The 17,983-nt window shown below is 67.0% G+C and carries 15 protein-coding genes; 12 read left to right on the top strand and 3 right to left on the bottom strand.

The genetic code is table 11. The annotated features are described in order from the left end of the window. Positions 1-26: 26 nt before the first annotated feature. Positions 27-980 carry a LysR substrate-binding domain-containing protein gene (locus HB681_RS07015; RefSeq protein ID WP_213954077.1) on the bottom strand — a complete coding sequence of 318 codons (954 nt, stop codon included), beginning with the start codon at positions 978-980 and terminating at the stop codon, positions 27-29. A 149-nt stretch (positions 981-1,129) separates the two neighbouring features. Between HB681_RS07015 and HB681_RS07020 the strand changes: the two genes are divergently transcribed. The 11 genes from HB681_RS07020 to HB681_RS07070 all read left to right on the top strand — a co-directional run bounded on the left by HB681_RS07020 (position 1,130) and on the right by HB681_RS07070 (position 12,715). Next, a complete protein-coding gene (locus HB681_RS07020) occupies positions 1,130-1,831 on the top strand; it encodes a pirin family protein (RefSeq protein WP_213954078.1) in 702 nt (233 codons plus the stop codon). Between the two features lie 118 nt (positions 1,832-1,949). Further along, the gene (locus HB681_RS07025) at positions 1,950-2,396 is read left to right on the top strand and encodes a DoxX family protein (protein ID WP_213954079.1); all 447 of its coding nucleotides are present in this window, start codon (positions 1,950-1,952) and stop codon (positions 2,394-2,396) included. 435 nt (positions 2,397-2,831) lie between these two features. Further along, positions 2,832-3,392 carry a flavodoxin family protein gene (locus HB681_RS07030; RefSeq protein WP_213954080.1) on the top strand — a complete coding sequence of 187 codons (561 nt, stop codon included), beginning with the start codon at positions 2,832-2,834 and terminating at the stop codon, positions 3,390-3,392. Positions 3,393-3,579: 187 nt separating this feature from the next. Further along, complete coding sequence (locus HB681_RS07035) at positions 3,580-4,497, top strand: pirin family protein (protein ID WP_213954081.1); 918 nt, start codon at positions 3,580-3,582, stop codon at positions 4,495-4,497. Positions 4,498-4,549: 52 nt separating this feature from the next. Then, the gene (locus tag HB681_RS07040; protein ID WP_213954082.1) at positions 4,550-5,602 is read left to right on the top strand and encodes a DMT family transporter; all 1,053 of its coding nucleotides are present in this window, start codon (positions 4,550-4,552) and stop codon (positions 5,600-5,602) included. Then, a complete protein-coding gene (locus HB681_RS07045) occupies positions 5,577-6,035 on the top strand; it encodes a hypothetical protein (RefSeq protein ID WP_213954083.1) in 459 nt (152 codons plus the stop codon). The genes HB681_RS07040 and HB681_RS07045 overlap by 26 nt, the downstream gene beginning before the upstream one ends. A gap of 178 nt (positions 6,036-6,213) precedes the next feature. Further along, positions 6,214-7,476 (top strand): TolC family protein, encoded by a 1,263-nt coding sequence (locus tag HB681_RS07050; RefSeq protein ID WP_345944633.1) that lies wholly within the window; start codon positions 6,214-6,216, stop codon positions 7,474-7,476. A gap of 40 nt (positions 7,477-7,516) precedes the next feature. Further along, the gene (locus HB681_RS07055; RefSeq protein ID WP_213954085.1) at positions 7,517-8,077 is read left to right on the top strand and encodes a hypothetical protein; all 561 of its coding nucleotides are present in this window, start codon (positions 7,517-7,519) and stop codon (positions 8,075-8,077) included. Further along, positions 8,074-9,177 carry an HlyD family efflux transporter periplasmic adaptor subunit gene (locus tag HB681_RS07060; RefSeq protein WP_213954086.1) on the top strand — a complete coding sequence of 368 codons (1,104 nt, stop codon included), beginning with the start codon at positions 8,074-8,076 and terminating at the stop codon, positions 9,175-9,177. Before HB681_RS07055 ends, HB681_RS07060 begins: the two co-directional genes overlap by 4 nt. Before the next feature lies 1 nt (position 9,178). After that, entirely contained in the window at positions 9,179-12,298 is a 3,120-nt protein-coding gene (locus tag HB681_RS07065) for an efflux RND transporter permease subunit (RefSeq protein WP_213954087.1), read from the top strand. A gap of 42 nt (positions 12,299-12,340) precedes the next feature. Continuing rightward, a complete protein-coding gene (locus HB681_RS07070) occupies positions 12,341-12,715 on the top strand; it encodes a hypothetical protein (protein WP_213954088.1) in 375 nt (124 codons plus the stop codon). A gap of 460 nt (positions 12,716-13,175) precedes the next feature. Here HB681_RS07070 and HB681_RS07075 read toward each other — a convergent pair whose 3' ends face one another. Together HB681_RS07075 and HB681_RS07080 are read right to left on the bottom strand one after the other, a co-directional pair. After that, a complete protein-coding gene (locus tag HB681_RS07075; RefSeq protein ID WP_345944634.1) occupies positions 13,176-13,961 on the bottom strand; it encodes a sulfurtransferase in 786 nt (261 codons plus the stop codon). Between the two features lie 44 nt (positions 13,962-14,005). Then, positions 14,006-14,170 (bottom strand): hypothetical protein, encoded by a 165-nt coding sequence (locus tag HB681_RS07080; protein ID WP_213954090.1) that lies wholly within the window; start codon positions 14,168-14,170, stop codon positions 14,006-14,008. Between the two features lie 281 nt (positions 14,171-14,451). Here HB681_RS07080 and dnaE point away from each other — a divergent pair, with 281 nt between their 5' ends. Continuing rightward, positions 14,452-17,976 (top strand): DNA polymerase III subunit alpha, encoded by a 3,525-nt coding sequence (dnaE, locus tag HB681_RS07085; protein WP_213954091.1) that lies wholly within the window; start codon positions 14,452-14,454, stop codon positions 17,974-17,976. Positions 17,977-17,983: the final 7 nt, after the last annotated feature.

A 17,983-nucleotide genomic window follows, 5' to 3' on the forward strand; every position in this document is an offset into this window, starting at 1 on the left:
CAAGCAGACTCTACCTCGCGCGCGGCTCATCGCCCCCTGTGGCGTTCCAGCAATGCGCGACGCGTACCTTCGTGTTCAAACTGCGCGAGCCACCATTCCAGCGCGCGTCCGGGCTTGCCCGCCGAGGGGGCGCGCCATGCGACGTGCATCTGGCCGACCGGCATCACGCGCTCGGTCTGGCACTCGACCAGGTGGCCGGCCTCGATGAAGGGACGCGCCATCGGCTCTGGCAGGAAGCCGCCACCCAGGCCATGCAATTGCGCCGACAGCTTGGTGTGCATCGTGGGCACGGTCAGCCGGTCTTGTCCGCCGGCCAGGTTGACCGTCATGCTCGGACCGGCGCGCGAGGAGTCCGCCACCGCGACCGCGCGATGCTGCCGCATGACCGCGTCGCTGAGCGGCCCGGTCAGGCGCGCAAGCGGATGGTGCGGCGCGACGGCGAAGACAAAACGCAACTCGCCGAGCGGCCGCGTGCGGATGCCGGTCGCGGTGAAAGCCAGGCTCGATGCATCGAGCACCGTGCCGATCGCCAGGTCCGCCTCGCCCACGCTGAGCGCCTCGATGGTGCCGAGCAGGGTCTCGTTGCGCAGCTTCAATCGCGTCGGCGGTTCGAGCGCATAGAAAGCGCCGACGAGGTCCAGCACCGGGTCGCGCGCGATCACGCTATCCAGCGCGATGGTCAATTGCGGCTCCCAACCCGTGGCCACGCGCTTCACGCGGTTGGCGACCGCATCGATGTCGGCCAGCAGGCGATCGGTCTCGCGCAGCAGCTCCGCGCCCGCTTCGGTCAAGCGGGCCTGGCGCGCGCTGCGGTCGAACAGCAGCACGTCCAGCGCATCCTCGATCTGCCGCACACGGTAGCTCAGCGCGCTGGGCACCAGGTTCAACGATCGCGCGGCGGCGGCAAAGCTGCCGGTGGCCGCCACCGTCTGCAGCATCGCCAGGGCGTCGGGGGTCAGGACATCGCGCGGTGAAGGCATTTGGCGGGTCATTCGTTCAAATTATTTGAATGGTGCCATCAAAACCGCGCGCTGGTGCGGAGGATTGCACGCCCTAAAGTTCTTCACATCCGCTGCGCATCCGGCGCGGCATTCGAAGAGAAGGCCATTTGGGCCTCAGGAGTTCAACGATGTTGCAAGTCCGTAAATCACAAGATCGCGGTTATGCCGACCATGGCTGGCTGCGTTCATTCCACAGTTTCTCGTTCGCTGGCTACTACGATCCGGCCCACATGGGCTTCGGCAACCTGCGCGTGATCAACGAAGACCGCGTGGCAGGTGGCGCCGGTTTCGGCACCCACGGCCACAAGGACATGGAGATCATCAGCTACGTGCTGTCGGGCGAACTGGCCCACAAGGACAGCATGGGCAACGTGAAGTCGATCCCGCCCGGCGACGTGCAGCGCATGAGCGCGGGGCGCGGCGTCCAGCACAGCGAGTTCAACCACAAGACCGACCAGACCACGCACTTCCTGCAGATCTGGATCGAGCCCAACGTGCGCGGCATCGCGCCCGACTATGAGCAGAAGAATTTCGACGTGGCCGAAAAGCGCGGCAAGCTTCGCCTGGTCGCATCGCCCGATGGCGCCGATGGCTCCGTCAAGGTGAATGCCGACGCGAAGCTGTTCGCCGGCCTCATCGACGGCGACGAGCAGGCCACGCTGGCGCTGGACCCGAAGCGCAAGAACTACGTGCACCTGGTGCGCGGCGAGCTTGAAGTGAACGGCCAGAAGCTGGGCACCGGCGACGCCGCCATGCTCGAAGGCGAGTCGACGCTCACGCTCTCCGGCGGCAAGGACGCGGAAGTCCTGGTCTTCGACCTGAATCCGTAGTTCACCTACAGGCGCCGCGCAGGTCGCGGCGCTTCATTCCACGCATCACAGCCGCGGGCCGGCCCGCCCGGTCCGGCAGCACGGTACCCATTTGTTTTTCTCAACCAAGGAGTCAGTCATGGCCTCAGCTTCCACCACCTCGACCTTTTCTTCGGGCGTCTCGACCAATTCGTTCCAGGACATCACGGCGCTCATCGGCCGCATCCTGATCGCGTACCTGTTCATCCCGGCCGGCATCGGCAAGCTCATGAACTTCACGGGCACCGTCGGCTACGTCGCTTCGGCGGGCTTGCCACTGCCGGAAGTCGGCGCGGCCATCGCCATCTTCGTGGAGGTCGGCCTCGGCATCGCGCTGCTGCTGGGCTTCAAGACGCGCCTGACCGCGCTGGCCATGGCCGTGTTCACCGTGGCCGCGGCGCTGTTCTTCCACAAGTACTGGTCGGCGCCTGATGCGATGAAGATGATGCAGACGATCAACTTCAACAAGAACATGGCCATTGCCGGTGGTCTCATCGCGCTGGCCGGTTTCGGGGCAGGGCGGTTGAGCTTCGACGGCAAGCGCTGAGCAGCGGTGGGGTACGGGCGACAGCGTGGCGGCGGCCAACCCCGTCGCGCAGCGCGATCGCCCGGTGCCGATGAGTCAGGCTCCCGCTCGAGCGGCGGGAGCCCGCCGAGCGTTCCGCCACTTTGAATTCCAGGCGCATGCAATGTGCAGTGACAGGGCTTCCACCGTCCCTGCCCGAGCCTGATCCTTCCTGGCCCGCGGATGCGGGCTTTGGCGCGCTTATTCCCTGCCCAGCCAGGATTCGCCTGCATCCCTGACGACGGCTTGTCGCCGAAATCGGCGCGTGGCCATGAATTCGGGATCCGGCGCAGCTTCCAGCCTCCCGGGGAAGCGAATCGAAGGGGGCGCCGGCACGGCAGAATCGCCGGCACTGCACGGCGATGGACGAAGCGATCGTCATGCCGTCGCTCCCGTCACCCTTCGCCAAGGACATTCATGGCCGACATCGTCGTCGTTTTTCATTCAGGCTACGGCCACACCCAGCGCGTGGCGCAGGCCGTGGCGGACGGCGCCGGCGCGGTGCTTCTGCAGATTGACGGCGACGGCAAGCTGCCGGCAGGCGGATGGGAGATGCTTGCCGCGGCGGACGCCATCATCCTGGGCGCGCCCACCTACATGGGCGGGGCGAGCTGGCAGTTCAAGCGCTTTGCCGATGCCTCGTCGAAGGTCTGGTTCGCCCAGGGCTGGCGAGACAAGCTCTTCGCCGGCTTCACCAACAGCGCCGCCATGAACGGCGACAAGTACGCGACCATCACCTACCTTTGGACGCTCGCCATGCAGCACCACGGCCTGTGGATCAGCCAGGGCCTCATGCCCAGCAACAACAAAGCCGCCACGCGCGAGTCGCTGAACTACGTCGGCGGCTACGGCGGGTTGATGACCACCTCGCCGACCGATGCGAGCCCGGGCGAGATGTCCAAGGGAGATCTGGAGACGGCACGGGCTTTCGGGGAGAGGGTGGCCAGCATCGCAACCCGCCAAGCGCCGAAGGTGTGAATCTTTCTGTTGCGGCCACCGATGCCGGGGCTGCGGTGCGTACCGTACTGGCGTACGGCTCCGCTCCGCGAACCGGCCTCCCGGCTGGCGCCCTCGCTACGAAATCTTCACACCGTCTTCGTCGCTGCAGGCCTACATGCGGCGCAGCGACGTGCATCGCAGGCCCGTTTCCAGCATGATCGCGGCCATGAACCCAGACTCGCTCCAGTTGCTGCAACCCGCCGACAAGGACCTCGGCGGCGGCTTCAAGGTCAGGCGCCTGCTGCCTGCCGCGAAGCGCCGATCGGTCGGACCCTTCGTCTTCTTCGACCACTTCGGCCCGGCCACCGAGCAGCCCGGCAACGCGCACGACGTGCGGCCGCATCCGCACATCGGACTGGCCACGGTCACCTACCTGTTCGAGGGCGCGATGATGCATCGCGACAGCATCGGCAGCGTGCAGGAGATCCTGCCGGGCGCCATCAACTGGATGACCGCCGGGCGCGGCATCGTGCATTCCGAACGCAAGCCCGAGCGGCTGCTCGATGCGAGCTATGTGAACCACGGACTGCAACTGTGGTGTGCACTGCCACAAGCCTTCGAGGAAACAGACCCGAGTTTCGAGCACACCGCCGCATCGGACATTCCAGAGACGGTGGTGCAGGGCGTTCCGGTGCGCGTGCTGATCGGCACGGCCTTCGGGCTCAGCTCGCCAGTGAAGACGTTCGCGCCGACGCTGTACCTCGACATCGCTTTGCCCGCCGGCGAGTGGTTCGAACTGCCGGCGCTGGCGCGGGAGATGGCGATCTACGTCGTCGAAGGGGACGTCATGCTCGACGGCGCGCCCGTGGCGGAGCACACCATGGCCGCGCTGGCCGACAACACCGGCGCCTCGCTGGAAGCGCAAACGGCGGTGCGCCTGGTCGTGATCGGCGGCGACCCACTCGACGGCCCGCGCTTCATCACCTGGAACTTCGTATCCAGCCGGCGCGAGCGCATCCTCGAAGCGGGCGCCGACTGGAAGGCGCAGCGCATGGGTCACGTGCCCGGCGAAACGGAATTCATCCCGTTGCCTGAACATCCCTTCGGCAACGCGCAGCCGGACGTCAAGACTACGCCGACGTAGCTTCGTCATTCCCTCTGCAAGAGGATTCCAGGACGCGGGCAGACAGCCACTCATGAAGATCAGGGAGACCATCGACCAACCCGGCGTTGCGGCAGCACTGGCGGCCGCACTGCTCTTCGGCATCGGAACACCGCTGGCCAAGCGGCTGCTGGAGGGCGTCGGTCCGTGGATGCTCGCGGGACTTCTCTACCTTGGCTCAGGCATCGGCCTCGCGCTGCTGCGAAGGCTTCGGCGCGCGCCGCGGGTCGAACTGCCGCGGGGGCAGGGTGTGTGGCTGGCAGGCGCGGTCCTGTCGGGTGGTGTGGTGGGCCCCGTCCTGTTGATGCTGGGGCTCTCGCGCTTGCCGGCATCCGGTGCGTCCCTGCTGCTGAATGCCGAAGGCGTGTTCACCGCGTTGCTTGCCTGGTTTGCCTTCCGGGAGAACTTCGACCGGCGCATTGCGCTCGGCATGCTGTGCATCGTGATCGGCGCCTTGGTCCTGAGCTGGCCGGGCGAGGCGAGCTTCGGCGATGCATGGCCCGCGTTGCTGGTGCTGGGTGCTTGCCTTGCATGGGCCGTCGACAACAACCTGACCCGGAAGGTCTCGCTCAACGACGCGATGTGGATCGCGTCGGTCAAGGGCCTCGCTGCCGGCGTCGTCAACCTGTCGCTGGCCTTCGCAATGGGCGCTGCGCTGCCGTCCGCGGCTCTGGTGGCCGGTGCCATGACGCTGGGCTTCCTGGCCTACGGGCTGAGCCTTGCGTTGTTTGTCGTGAGCCTGCGGCACCTGGGCACCGCGCGAACCGGCGCCTATTTTTCGGTGGCACCCTTTTTTGGCGCATTGGTGGCCGTGGCGATGCTGGGTGAAGCCGTCGATGCGCGCTTGCTGGCGGCCGGCCTCCTGATGGGCATCGGCGTCTGGCTGCACCTGAGCGAGGACCACGCGCACGCCCATGTCCACGAGGCCATGGAACACGAGCACGCGCACGCGCACGACGCGCACCACCAGCATCCGCACCCGCCGGACATCGAGGAGGGCGCGCGTCACTCGCATTGGCATCGCCACGAGCCGCTGGAACACGCGCACCCGCATTTCCCCGATGCGCATCACCGGCACCCGCATTGAGCAAGGGGTGGCTGCTGTTGACCACACCCCCTCGAGCGAGCGCACATCTCCCGTGGGCGAGGCAAGGGCAATCATCGCGCTGCTAAACTCGCCCGCGATGCGTCGCTGGCTCTCCCTGTTCATGCTGGTTCTCCTCCCGCTCCTGTCGAGCTGGAGCGCGGCGGCCGCCTATTGCGGCGATGAGCCCATCGAACGCCCGGCGCATGTGGCCCACCATGTGGACGCGCACCATGACGACGATCAAGGTGGTTCGAATGCGGGCGCATCCGAAGCCCACTGCGACCATTGCCACAGCCCTGGCGCGATGCTTCTGCTGGTTGTTTCCGATGGCCATCGTGCCGGTGCCGGCCAGCCCGCGCCGTGGTCCCGGGCGGCGCTGCGTGCGCCGCCTGCATCTCCGCCCGATCGCCCGAAATGGGCACGCCTCGCCTGATCGGCGGGGCGGCACCTCACATTCCCTGAGCACCGTTCGCGCACGGCACTGAGCCGCGCGTCGCGCTGGCGTATGCCGTGCGTGGCGATCCTATCGATCGCACCTCGCCGATCTCTCGTGAGTTTCAACTTCACCGGAGGATCGGATGCACCGAAGAAAACGAAGACTACTGGGCCTCGTGCGCGTTCACGCGATCGCGCTGGCCATCCTTTGCGGGGCTGGCGCTGCCGCGCAACCGCGCACGATCGAGCCTGCGGCGACGACGCTGCGACAGGCCTTCGAGGCCGCATGGTCGCGCCAACCCGAAGCAGCAGCATTGCGTTTGCGCCACGACGCTGCCAGGGCCCGGCAGGACGCCGCACAAGCCTGGACGCCCGAACCGCCGGCGCTGGCCATCTCGAACAAGACCGACCGGTTCAACCGGGATCTCGGCGCGCGCGAACTGGAGGTCGGCGTGGCCATCCCGCTGTGGCTGCCCGGTGAGCGTTCCAGCAGTAGTGCGCTTGCGGATGCCGAGGCCGCAGGTGTCGAGAGCCGCGCGCTCGCGGCCCGGCTGCGCTTGGCCGGCGTGCTGCGCGAGGCGTGGTGGCAATGGCAGCGGGCACAGGTCGACGTCGATCTGGCGCGCGATCAACTGACCAACGCTCGACTGCTGGCCGCGGATGTGGAACGGCGCGTGAAAGCCGGCGACCTTGCGCGTGCCGACCAGCACCAGGCCGATGGCGCAGTGGCTGCCGCCGAGGCCGCAGCAGCACGCGCGCAGGCAGCCGGTGCGAGCGCTGCGCAGCAATTGCGCGTCGCGATGGCCGGAACCCCGCCGACCGCATCCAGCGCAACGCAGCCCGCCGGTGCAGCGCAGCTTGCCGCCGAGCCCGAACCGCCAAACGATCCAGGGCCCCCCGACGCCGCCGCGCACCCTGCGATCCAGGACCTGCAGCATCGTGTGGCCGTTGCCGACCGCAATGCTGCATTGAGCGCCGTGCGCACGCGTGCCAACCCCGAGTTGCTGATCGCGGCGACGCGCGAGCGCGACCTGCGCAACGAACGCTACGACCCGTCCATCACGCTGGCGCTGCGCATTCCATTTGGCGCGGGCAGCCGCGAATCGGCCCGTACGGGGAGCGTCCAGGCCGAAGCTATCGAGTTGCAGGCGCAGCTGGCGCTGGAGCGCGAACGCCTCGCGGCCGAGTACGAGGCATCGCGCCAACGCGTGGGTTCGGCACGAGCCCTGGTGGCGGCTGCCGAACGGCGCGCTCGGCTGGCGAACGAATCGCGCGGCTTCTTCGAGAAGTCATTCCGCATGGGCGAGAGCGACTTGCCCACGCGCCTGCGCATCGAGGCCGAGGCGGTCGAAGCGCAGCGCCAGGCCGCGAGCGCATGCATCGAGCTCGCAGCAGCCATCTCGCAATGGCGCCAGGCGCTGGGCCTCCTGCCCGAGTGACGCATCGCCGCACCCATTCCCCGAATACGAAAGCTTCCCCATGACACCGAATTTCTTCTTCACATGGAGCCTCGCGGCCATGCTGCTGGCGACCGGCCCCGCAGCGGCCAGCGACGGCCATGACCACGGCAATGCGTCGTCCGCCGCCGCCGGCCCGGCCTCGCCGCGCTTTGCCGCCGTCTCCGACACTTTCGAACTGGTCGGCGTGCTGAACGGCAAGCACCTGACGCTGTACCTCGACCGCTTTGCCGACAACAGCCCGGTGAAGGATGCCCGGCTCGACCTCGAGATCGATGGCGTCAAGTTGAAGGCTGAGCCGCACGGCGAAGGCGAGTTCGAGGCCACGCTGGCCGCGCAGCCGCGGGCGGGCGTGCTGTCGATCATCGCCAACGTCGACGTCGACGTCGACAACGAGTCCGACCTGCTCGCGGGCGAACTGGACATTCACGCCGACGCGCATGAGGACGCCGCTGCAAACGGACGCGATTGGAAAGCGATCGCGGGCTGGGCCTTCGGCGGGGTGGCGACACTGGCCTTGCTGGTGCGGGGAGCGCGGCGCACGGGGCCGGCGCGCGAACGGCGCGCGGGAGGTGTCGCATGAACCGCCTCGTTCTGCTCGCGGCCATCGCATTGCCGCTCTTTCTAGCGCCTGCGCACGCCGGCGAAGGCCATGACCACGGTGGCGCGTCCGCTGCGTCGAACACCAATGGTCCGCACCGCCAACCCGATGGAAGCGTGTTCCTGCCCAAGCTGGCCCAGCGCCAGCTCGGCGTGCGCACACGCCTGACCGCAGCCGGCGAACTGCCGCGCACAGTCGAACTGAGCGGCAAGGTGCTGATGGACCCCAACGCCGGCGGACGCGTGCAGGCGATGGTCGCCGGTCGCATCGAGCCCGGGCCCAAGGGCCTGCCGGTGGCCGGCCAGCCGGTTCGCCAGGGCGAGGTCCTGGGCTGGGTGTTGCCATCGGCCGCACCCATCGAGCGCTCGAACCAGTCGGCGCTGCTGGCCGAACTGCGGGCGAGCCAGGCGCTCGCGAACAAGCGTGTCGCGCGGTTGAAGGAACTTGCCGACACCGTGCCGCGCAAGGACATCGAGGCCGCCGAAAGCGAGGCCGCAAGCCTTGCGGCCCGTGCCGCAGCCATCGGCGCGGGATTGAGCAACCGGGACCCGCTGGTCGCGCCGGTGACCGGCCTGATCGCCTCAGCGAATGTGGTCGCCGGCCAGGTCGTGGATGCGCGTGAACTCGTCTTCGAAGTCGTCGACCCATCCCGCATGCGCATCGAGGCACTGGCCTTCGACACCGCCGTGGCAGCCGACATCGCCGGGGCCACGCTGGCCATCGGCGACGAACGGCTTGCGCTCACCTTCACCGGCGCGGGACGCAGCCTGCGCCAGCAGGCGTTGCCGCTGGGCTTCAAGGCGCAAGGCGATGGCGTCTCGAAGCTGGCAGTCGGCCAGCCGGTGCGCGTGTTCGTGCAGACGCGGCAGAAGGTCAAGGGCATTGCCGTGCCGGTGGCCGCCTTGATGAAGAACCCTGCGAATCAAACCATCGTGTGGGTCAAGACTGCGCCCGAGCGCTTCGAGCCGCGCACCGTCACGGTCGAGCCGCTCGACGGGGTCGACATCGCGGTCACCTCGGGCCTTGCCGCGGGCGACCGTGTCGCGACGCAGGGCGCCACGCTGATCAACCAGGTGCGCTGAGATGTTCAAGTGGCTACTGGAAAACAGCTTGCGCAACCGGCTGATGGTGATCATCGGCAGCCTGGTCGTGATGGGCTACGGCGCCTTCACGCTGTCGCGCACACCGGTGGATGTGTTCCCCGATCTCAACAAGCCCACCGTCACCATCGTCACCGAGGCGGGCGGCATGGCGGCGGAGGAGGTGGAGCAGCTCATCACCTTCCCGCTGGAGACGACGATGAACGGCCTGCCCGGCGTGGATACGGTGCGCTCCGTGTCGTCGGCCGGTCTGTCCTTCCTCTACCTGACCTTCGACTGGCGCACCGACATCTTCCGTGCGCGCCAGCTCGTGTCGGAGCGGCTGGCGTCGATGGAGGAGGGCATCGCAGCCGGCGTCACGCCGCGCATGGGGCCGATCAGCTCGATCATGGGCGAGATCATGCAGATCGCGATCCCGGTCGACACCACCAAGATCAGCCCGATGGCGGTGCGCGAATACGCCGACTGGGTGTTGCGCCCGCGCCTGCTGTCGGTGCCCGGCGTGGCACAGGTCATCCCGATCGGCGGCGAGGTGCGGCAGTTCCAGGTGCAGCCGAACACCGTGCGCATGGCTGAACTCGACATCACGCACGCGCAACTGGAGGCTGCGCTCAAGGGGTTTTCGTCCAACACCTCGGGCGGCTTCCTGGAACTGAACGGGCGCGAGTACCTCATCCGCAACCTCGGGCGAACCTCGCGCCTCGACGACCTGAAGGACCTGCCGATTTCGACGAAGGACGGGCAACCCTTGCTGCTGCGCCAGATCGCCGAGGTGGCCTTCGCGGCGGCCACCAAGCGCGGCGACGCAGGCTTCGAAGGCAAGCCCGCCGTGATCCTCGGCATCCAGAAGCAGCCGAGCGCCGACACCATCGCGCTGACGCGCGCACTGGAAGACGCGCTCACCGGCATGAAGGCCTCGTTGCCGCCCGGCATGGAGGCGCCGCGCGTCACCTTCCGGCAGGCCAGCTTCATCGAGGCCTCGATCACCACGCTGCAAGGCAAGCTGATCGGAGCCTCGGTGTTCGTGGCGGTGATCCTGTTCTTCTTCCTCGGCACCTTGCGCCCGACCGTGATCGCGCTCACGGCCATCCCGGTGTCGATCTTCGTCACGGCGCTGGTCTTCAGGTACTTCGGCCTGTCGATCAACACGATGACGCTGGGCGGACTGGCGATTGCCATCGGCGGACTGGTCGATGACGCGGTGGTCGGCGTGGAGAACGTGTTGCGGCGGCTGAAGGAAGACCGCGCCGCGCATCCGGAACGCCCAATGGACACCGTCGAGTTGGTCGGTCGGGCGACCATGGAAGTGCGCTCGGCCATCCTCTATGCGACGGTGATCATCGTGCTGGTGTTCATCCCGCTGTTTGCCTTGCCGGGGCTGGAGGGGCGGCTGTTCGTGCCGCTCGGCATCGCGTTCATCGTGTCGACTCTGGCCTCGCTGGTCGTGTCGGTCACCGTGACGCCGGTGCTCAGCTACTACCTGCTGCCGCGCATGAAGTCGCTGGACCACGGTGACACGAAGATGCTGGCCTGGCTGAAGGCGCGCTACCGTGCCGGATTGCAAGGCGTGCTCGACCGGCCGAAGGCCGCGCTGGCCGCGGCCGGCATCGCGGTGCTGGCCGCAGGCGCGTCGGTGCCATTCTTTCCGACCACCTTCCTGCCGCCCTTCAACGAAGGGACCTTGCTGATCGGGCTGCGCCTGAACCCCGGCGTGACGCTGGCCGAAACAGCCGCACTCGCGCGGCAGGCCGAGGTGCTGGTCAAGCAGGTGCCGGAAGTCACACACGTGGGCCGGCGCAGTGGCCGCGCCGAACTCGACGAGCATGCCGAGGGTGTGCATGTCAGCGAACTCGACGTGGGCCTGCTGCCGACGGCCGAGCTGACGCGCAGCATGGACGACATCAAGGCCGATATCCGCGCCCGGCTGTCCAACCTGCCGGCCGCGCTGGAGATCGGCCAGCCGATCTCGCACCGGATCGACCACATGCTCTCGGGCGTGCGCTCGCAGATCGCCATCAAGATTTTCGGTGAAGACCTCGATGTGTTGCGGGGGCAGGCCGACGCGCTGCGTGCAACGCTGGCGACCATCCCGGGCATCGCCGATCTGCAGGTCGAGAAACAGGTGCTGGCGCCGCAGATCAAGGTGCGCGTGGACTATGCGGCTGCCGCGCAGTACGGCGTGCCCGCGCCGCAGGTGATGGCCACGCTGCAAGCCCTGGTCGAAGGCGAGAAGGTGGCGCAGATCGTCGAGGGCGGGCGGCGCTTTGCGCTCGTCGTGCGCTTGCCCGAAACGGCGCGCTCGGTCGACGGGCTGGGGCAGATCCTCATCGAGACGCCGACCGGCCGCATTCCGCTGTCGAGGATCGCGACCATCGAGGACGGCGACGGGCCGAACCAGATCAGCCGCGACGACGGCAAGCGGCGCATCGTGCTCTCGGCCAACGCGCAGGGCCGGCCGCTGTCGGAGGTGGTGGCCGACATCCGCGCCGCGGTGGCGCAGGCCCGGTTGCCCGAGGGCTACTTCATCACGCTGGGCGGGCAGTTCGAGGCGCAGGAGGAGGCGTCACGGCTGGTCGGGCTGCTGTCGCTCGTGTCGCTCGCGCTGATGTTCGTGGTGCTGTACGGCCGGTACAAGTCGGTGGTGCTGTCGGCGCTGATCATGGTCAACATCCCGCTGGCGCTGGTGGGCGCGGTGGTCGGTCTGTGGATCTCAGGGCAGCCGCTGTCGGTGGCGGCGCTGGTGGGCTTCATCACGCTGGCGGGCATCTCGGTGCGCAACGGCATCCTGAAGGTCAGCCACTACATCAACCTGATGCGCCTCGAAGGCGAGGGCTTCGACCGGCAGATGATCGTGCGCGGCTCGCTGGAGCGGCTGGCGCCGGTGTTGATGACCGCGCTGGTGACGGCATTCGCGCTGGCGCCGCTGCTGTTCGAGGCCGAGCAACCGGGCACCGAGGTGCTGCATCCGGTGGCGGTGGTGATCTTCGCGGGCCTGATCAGCTCGACCTTGCTCGACACCTTCCTCACGCCGGCGATGTTCTGGCTGTTCGGCCGCAAGCCGGCCGAGCGCTTGCTGGACGACAAGGACGCGGGCGCGCTGTGAGCGTGCCGATCCCATCCATTTTTCTCAACACAAAGGTTCATCATGAAACGCTCATTGCTCGTTGCCCTCTGCGCCGCCGTCGTCTCTGCGTCGGCATTCGCTGCCGGAGACCACGGTCACGCCCCTCGCCACGGCGGCGTGGTGGCGGAAACAAGGCAGCTCGACCAGGAACTGACCGCCAAGCCCGATGTGATCCGGCTCTACCTGCGCGACCACGGCAAACCAGTCGATATCACCAAGGCCAGTGCCCGACTCACCCTGCTGTCGGGCAGCGAGAAGCAAGAGGTCGAGTTGCGGCCCGCGGGCGACAGACTCGAGGCGACGGGCGCCTTCAAGGTAGGGCCTGGCACCAAGGCGGTGACGGTCGTGACGGGGGCCAGCGCATCGCCGTCCACCGCCCGTTTCACGCTGAAATGAACAGCTCGGATGCCTCCGACTGCCCTTGCAAGCCGGGACGCGGATTGGAGGCTGGGGCGGGATCACGCCGAGGGCGGTGGGTGTCCCCCGCAGCGAAATGACCCTGGAACCGCAGCCGCATGTGCCTGAGCGTGCCGTGATCGGCGTGCCAGGCAAGGGGCGACGACGCAGTGGGCTCCTGCCCACAAGGAGGAGCAACGCCGCATGGCGCGTCGAGCGCGGTGCGATCGGGTGCATGGGGCCGCGGGCTCCAGGGTCCGGGGAGGAGCCGAAGGCGGGGGACATTCGCGGAGGGGGATGCCCACCGCCCTCGGCCCGCGCCCCGATGTGTACTCGACCCACACTCCCGCTCAAGATTCATGCGTCGCGGGTCGCGCGAAATCGCGGTGGGAAACTGAAATTGAAATAGCGGACGAGCGACCTGGCCTGCGCACTGGGACGCTCGCCGCCAAGGCAGCAACTATTGCTTGATCGCGATATCCGGGTCTTCCGCAGCGCGGGCGCTCGCGGCGTGGCCGCTGGCTGCAAGGTTGGCGTCGAGCGTGCGGCGGCCATCAAAGACGAAGCATTCGCCCCGGTAGTGCGCGCCGCCAACTTCCTCGAAGTACTTGAGGATGCCGCCTTCGAGCTGAAGTACGTCGGGCAGGCCGGCTTCGTGCATCAGGATAGCGGCCTTCTCGCAGCGGATGCCGCCGGTGCAGAAGCTCACGACGGTCTTGCCTGCCAACTCGTCGCGATGGTCGAGCAAGGCCCTCGGAAACTCGGTGAACTTCTCGATGCGCCAATCGATCGCGCCTTCGAAGGTCCCGTGATCGACCTCGAAGGCATTGCGCGTATCGAGCAGCACCACGGGCTTGCCCGCATCGTCATGCCCCTGGTCGAGCCAGCGCTTGAGTGTTTGCGCCTCCACGCCCGGCGCGCGGCCGGTGGCGGGCTGGATCGCCGGATGGTCCATGCGAATGATCTCGCGCTTGAGCTTGACCAGCATGCGCCGGAAAGGTTGCGCGGCCGACCAGCTTTCCTTGGTTTCGAGGTCGGCAAAGCGCGGGGCGGCACGCAAGGCCGCGACAAATTCGCGCACCGCATCGCCCGGCCCGGCCAGGAAGAGGTTGATGCCTTCGGGCGCCAGCAGGATGGTGCCCATGAGGCCGAGCCCCCGGGCTTGCGAGAGCAACTGCTCGCGCAGTTCGTGCCCGTCGTCGATGGCGACGAACTTGTAGGCGGCGATGTTCAGGATTTCATTCACGGGGCGGGATTCTAGGCGGGGCATGCCGGCCCATCCGGGCATGCCTACTGCCCGACCAGCCGCTGGATCGCCTTGCCGTGCCTGTAGTGGAAAAGCTGCATGAACGTGGCGACCAGCAAGCCGCCGACCAGCCCGCCTATTGCGGCGAGCGATCCCCGCGCCAGGTTCTCCTGGCCCCACGACAGGCCCAGCCACAGAACCGGCAGCAACGGCACGAGCGTGAGCAGCAGCGGACCCCAGACCGCGCGTGCTTCGCGGCTTGCCTTGCCAGAAAGAGGCGCTGGCCCTCTGGAACGTGCCGCAGCACCGGAAATCGCTGCAACAGCCGGGCTTCGCGCGCGGCGATGGAAATGGCCATGAAAGGTGTCTCCCTGAAATTTTTTGCAAGTATCGTCAATAAGCGCGTGGGTGCTCGTTCTCCCTGATGAGGACAACCCTTCGACCACCCGTGAATGCACCTTGTGAAAGGCCCGCTTCCTACAATGGAGGCATGTTTGTTCACCTGCGCCTGCACACCGAATTTTCCGTCGTCGACGGCACCAACCGCATCGACGAAGTTGTCAAGGCCGCCGCCAAGGACAAGCAACCCGCGCTGGCCATCACCGACCTGAGCAACCTCTTCGGCGCGATCAAGTTCTACAAGGAAGCACGGGGCAAGGGCGTGAAGCCGGTGCTTGGAGCCGAGATTTTCCTGGAAGGCCTGGGAAAGGAGCCCGGCGCGCTGACCCGCATGGTACTGCTGGTGCAGGACATGCAGGGCTACCTGAACCTTTCGGAACTGCTGGCGCGTGCCTGGACGCAGAACGTCGGGCGTGGCCAGTCGCAGGCGGCCTGCAAGCTGGAGTGGCTCGAGGAGTTGAATGGCGGCTTGATCTGCCTCTCCGGCGCGCAGGCCGGGCCGCTGGGCCATCCGCTGCTGCAAGGCGGTGCGCATGGCGATGCACGCGCTCCTGAAATCGCGTTGCAGCTCGCCGGGATCTTCCCGCATCGCTTCTACGTCGAACTGCAACGCGCCGGCCGTCCAGAGGACGAACCGCACGTCATCGCCGCCGTGCAGTTGGCGGCGCGCCTGCAGTTGCCCGTGGTCGCAACGCATCCGGTGCAATTTGCCGCGCCGGAAGACTTCGAGGCGCACGAAGCGCGTGTCTGCATTTCCGAAGGCGAAATCCTGGGCAACCAGCGACGCGTCCGCAAGTTCACGCAAGAGCAGTATTTCAAGTCCTCTGCCGAGATGAAGGCGCTGTTCGCCGACGTGCCCAGTGCCATCGCCAACACGGTCGAGATCGCCAAGCGCTGCAACCTCACGCTGGTGCTCGGAAAGCCGCAGTTGCCGGACTTTCCGACGCCGCTCATCGACGGCGTGCCGATGCCGATCAACGACTTCTTCAGGGAGGAGTCATTCGAAGGGCTGGAGGTTCGGCTCGCGCACCTGTACCCCGATGCGGCCAAGCGCGACGCGCAGCGGCCACGCTACGTCGAGCGCCTGGAGTTCGAGATCAACACGATCCTGAAGATGGGCTTCCCGGGCTATTTCCTCATCGTGGGCGACTTCATCAAGTGGGCCAAGAACAACGGCTGCCCGGTCGGTCCGGGTCGCGGTTCGGGCGCCGGCTCGCTCGTGGCCTATGCGCTCAAGATCACCGACCTCGACCCTCTCGAATACAACCTGCTGTTCGAGCGCTTCCTGAACCCCGAACGCGTCTCGATGCCCGACTTCGACATCGACTTCTGCCAGGGCAATCGCGACCGCGTGATCGACTACGTGAAGGACAAGTACGGCCGCAACGCGGTGAGCCAGATCGCCACCTTCGGCACCATGGCCGCGCGCGCCGCCATCCGCGACGTGGGCCGCGTGCTCGACATGAGCTACATGTTTTGCGACGGCATCAGCAAGCTGATCCCGAACAAGCCGGGCATGTCGTACACGCTGCAATACCCGCCGGTTCCCAAGGTCGACGGCGACAAGAACAACTACGCCATCGAGATGGAGCCGCAGCTCGCGGCCCGCATCGAGAAGGAAGAAGAAGTGAAGATGCTGGTCGAGCTCGCGCAGAAGCTCGAAGGCATGACCCGCAACATCGGCATGCACGCGGGCGGCGTGCTGATCGCGCCGGGCAAGCTCACCGACTTCTGCCCGCTCTACCAGCAGCCGGGCAGCGACTCCGCGGTAAGCCAGTACGACAAGGACGACGTCGAAGCCATCGGCCTGGTGAAGTTCGACTTTCTGGGTCTTGCCACGCTCACGATCCTGGAGATCGCCAAGGACTTCATCGTCGCGCGCCACAAAGGCCAGGAGGACTTCGCGTTCGAGAACATCCGGCTCGACGACGCCGCCACCTACAAGCTCTTCGCCGACGGCAAGACCGAGGCCGTGTTCCAGTTTGAATCGCGCGGCATGCAGGGCATGCTGAAGGACGCGCGTCCCACGCGGCTCGAAGACCTGATCGCGCTCAACGCGCTGTATCGCCCAGGCCCTATGGACCTGATCCCGAGCTTCGTCGCGCGCAAGCACGGCCGCGAGCCGGTCGAGTACCCGCATCCGCTGGTCGCCGACATGCTCAGCGAGACCTACGGGATCATGGTCTACCAGGAGCAGGTCATGCAGACCGCGCAGATCCTGGGCGGCTACTCGCTCGGCGGCGCCGACCTGCTGCGCCGCGCGATGGGCAAGAAGAAGCTCGAGGAAATGGCCGAGCACCGCGCCATCTTCCGCAAGGGCGCGGCGGTCAATGGCATCAACGAAGAGAAGGCCGACGAGATCTTCGACTTGATGGAGAAGTTCGCAGGCTACGGCTTCAACAAGTCGCACGCTGCCGCCTACTCCTTGCTGGCGTATCACACGGGCTGGCTCAAGGTCCATTACTGCGCCGAGTTCTTCTGCGCGAACATGACCGTGGAAATGGACGACACCGACAAGCTCAAGGTGCTGTTCCAGGATGCGATCAAGAACTTCGGCCTGACCTTCGAGCCGCCGGACGTCAACCGTGGCCGCTATCGCTTCGAGCCGGTCACCGACAAGGTGATCCGCTACGGCCTCGGTGCCGTCAAGGGCACGGGCCAGCATGCCATCGACGCCATTGCGGCAGCGCGGGAAGAGAGCGGCCCATTCAAGAGCCTGTTCGACTTCTGCGTGCGCGTGGACCGCACGCGCATCAACAAGCGCACGGTCGAGGCGCTGATCAAGGCCGGCGCCTTCGACCTGATCCAGCAGAACCGCGCGTCGCTGGTCGCATCGATCGATCGTGCCTACGAGTTCGCCAACGCCACGGCAGCCAACGCGGCGCAGGTCGACATCTTCGGCGACAGTGAGCACGGCTCGGCCACGCAGGAGCCCGAACTCGTCGCGGCAACGCCGTGGGGCGTGAAGGAGCGCCTGACCTACGAGAAGACCGCCATCGGCTTCTACCTCTCCGGCCACCTGTTCGACGAGGTCGAGCACGAGGTGCGCCGCTTCTGCAAGCGCGAGATCACCGACCTGCTCGACTCGCGCGACCAGCAGGTGATCTCGGGCATCGTGAGCGACCTTCGCATCATCAACGGCCAGCGTGGCCGCATGGTGCTGTTCAAGCTCGACGACAAGAGCGACGCCATCGACGCCACCTGCGACGAAGCCACTTACAACGCCAATCGCAACGTGCTGAAAGACGACGAACTCGTCGTCGTCAGCGGCGTGCTGCAACAGGGCCGAGGCGGCTTCGAGGCGCGCTTCAAGGTCGCGCAAGTTTGGAGCCTGGCTGCGGCGCGTTGCCGCTTCGGCAAGTTCCTGCGTGTCGCGGTGAATGGCAAGGCGCCGGACATAGCGCGCATCGCCCGGGACTTTCCGCCGCGCAGGCCGGAGAACAGCGAGCCCGACGAGCCGCGCATCGGCCTGCCGGTGCGGCTGTCACTTGCGCGTGGCGGTGCGCAGGTGGAGCTGCAGCTTGGGGAGGCGGCGCGATTCTTCCCGGAAGATGCGGCGCTGGCGAGCTGGACGGCGCAGGCCGAGGCGGGGAATGCGGTGGTGGTCTACGAATAGGGGCGGC

This window comes from Variovorax sp. dw_954 (assembly GCF_018449755.1).
GTDB lineage: Bacteria > Pseudomonadota > Gammaproteobacteria > Burkholderiales > Burkholderiaceae_C > Variovorax.

Bases quoted from the DNA above. Each gene is read 5' to 3' on its own strand.
- HB681_RS07015 (WP_213954077.1), bottom strand. From the start codon at position 980: ATGCCTTCACCGCGCGATGTCCTGACCCCCGACGCCCTGGCGATGCTG.
- HB681_RS07020 (WP_213954078.1), top strand. From the start codon at position 1,130: ATGTTGCAAGTCCGTAAATCACAAGATCGCGGTTATGCCGACCATGGC.
- HB681_RS07025 (WP_213954079.1), top strand. From the start codon at position 1,950: ATGGCCTCAGCTTCCACCACCTCGACCTTTTCTTCGGGCGTCTCGACC.
- HB681_RS07030 (WP_213954080.1), top strand. From the start codon at position 2,832: ATGGCCGACATCGTCGTCGTTTTTCATTCAGGCTACGGCCACACCCAG.
- HB681_RS07035 (WP_213954081.1), top strand. From the start codon at position 3,580: ATGAACCCAGACTCGCTCCAGTTGCTGCAACCCGCCGACAAGGACCTC.
- HB681_RS07040 (WP_213954082.1), top strand. From the start codon at position 4,550: ATGAAGATCAGGGAGACCATCGACCAACCCGGCGTTGCGGCAGCACTG.
- HB681_RS07045 (WP_213954083.1), top strand. From the start codon at position 5,577: ATGCGCATCACCGGCACCCGCATTGAGCAAGGGGTGGCTGCTGTTGAC.
- HB681_RS07055 (WP_213954085.1), top strand. From the start codon at position 7,517: ATGACACCGAATTTCTTCTTCACATGGAGCCTCGCGGCCATGCTGCTG.
- HB681_RS07060 (WP_213954086.1), top strand. From the start codon at position 8,074: ATGAACCGCCTCGTTCTGCTCGCGGCCATCGCATTGCCGCTCTTTCTA.
- HB681_RS07065 (WP_213954087.1), top strand. From the start codon at position 9,179: ATGTTCAAGTGGCTACTGGAAAACAGCTTGCGCAACCGGCTGATGGTG.
- HB681_RS07070 (WP_213954088.1), top strand. From the start codon at position 12,341: ATGAAACGCTCATTGCTCGTTGCCCTCTGCGCCGCCGTCGTCTCTGCG.
- dnaE (WP_213954091.1), top strand. From the start codon at position 14,452: ATGTTTGTTCACCTGCGCCTGCACACCGAATTTTCCGTCGTCGACGGC.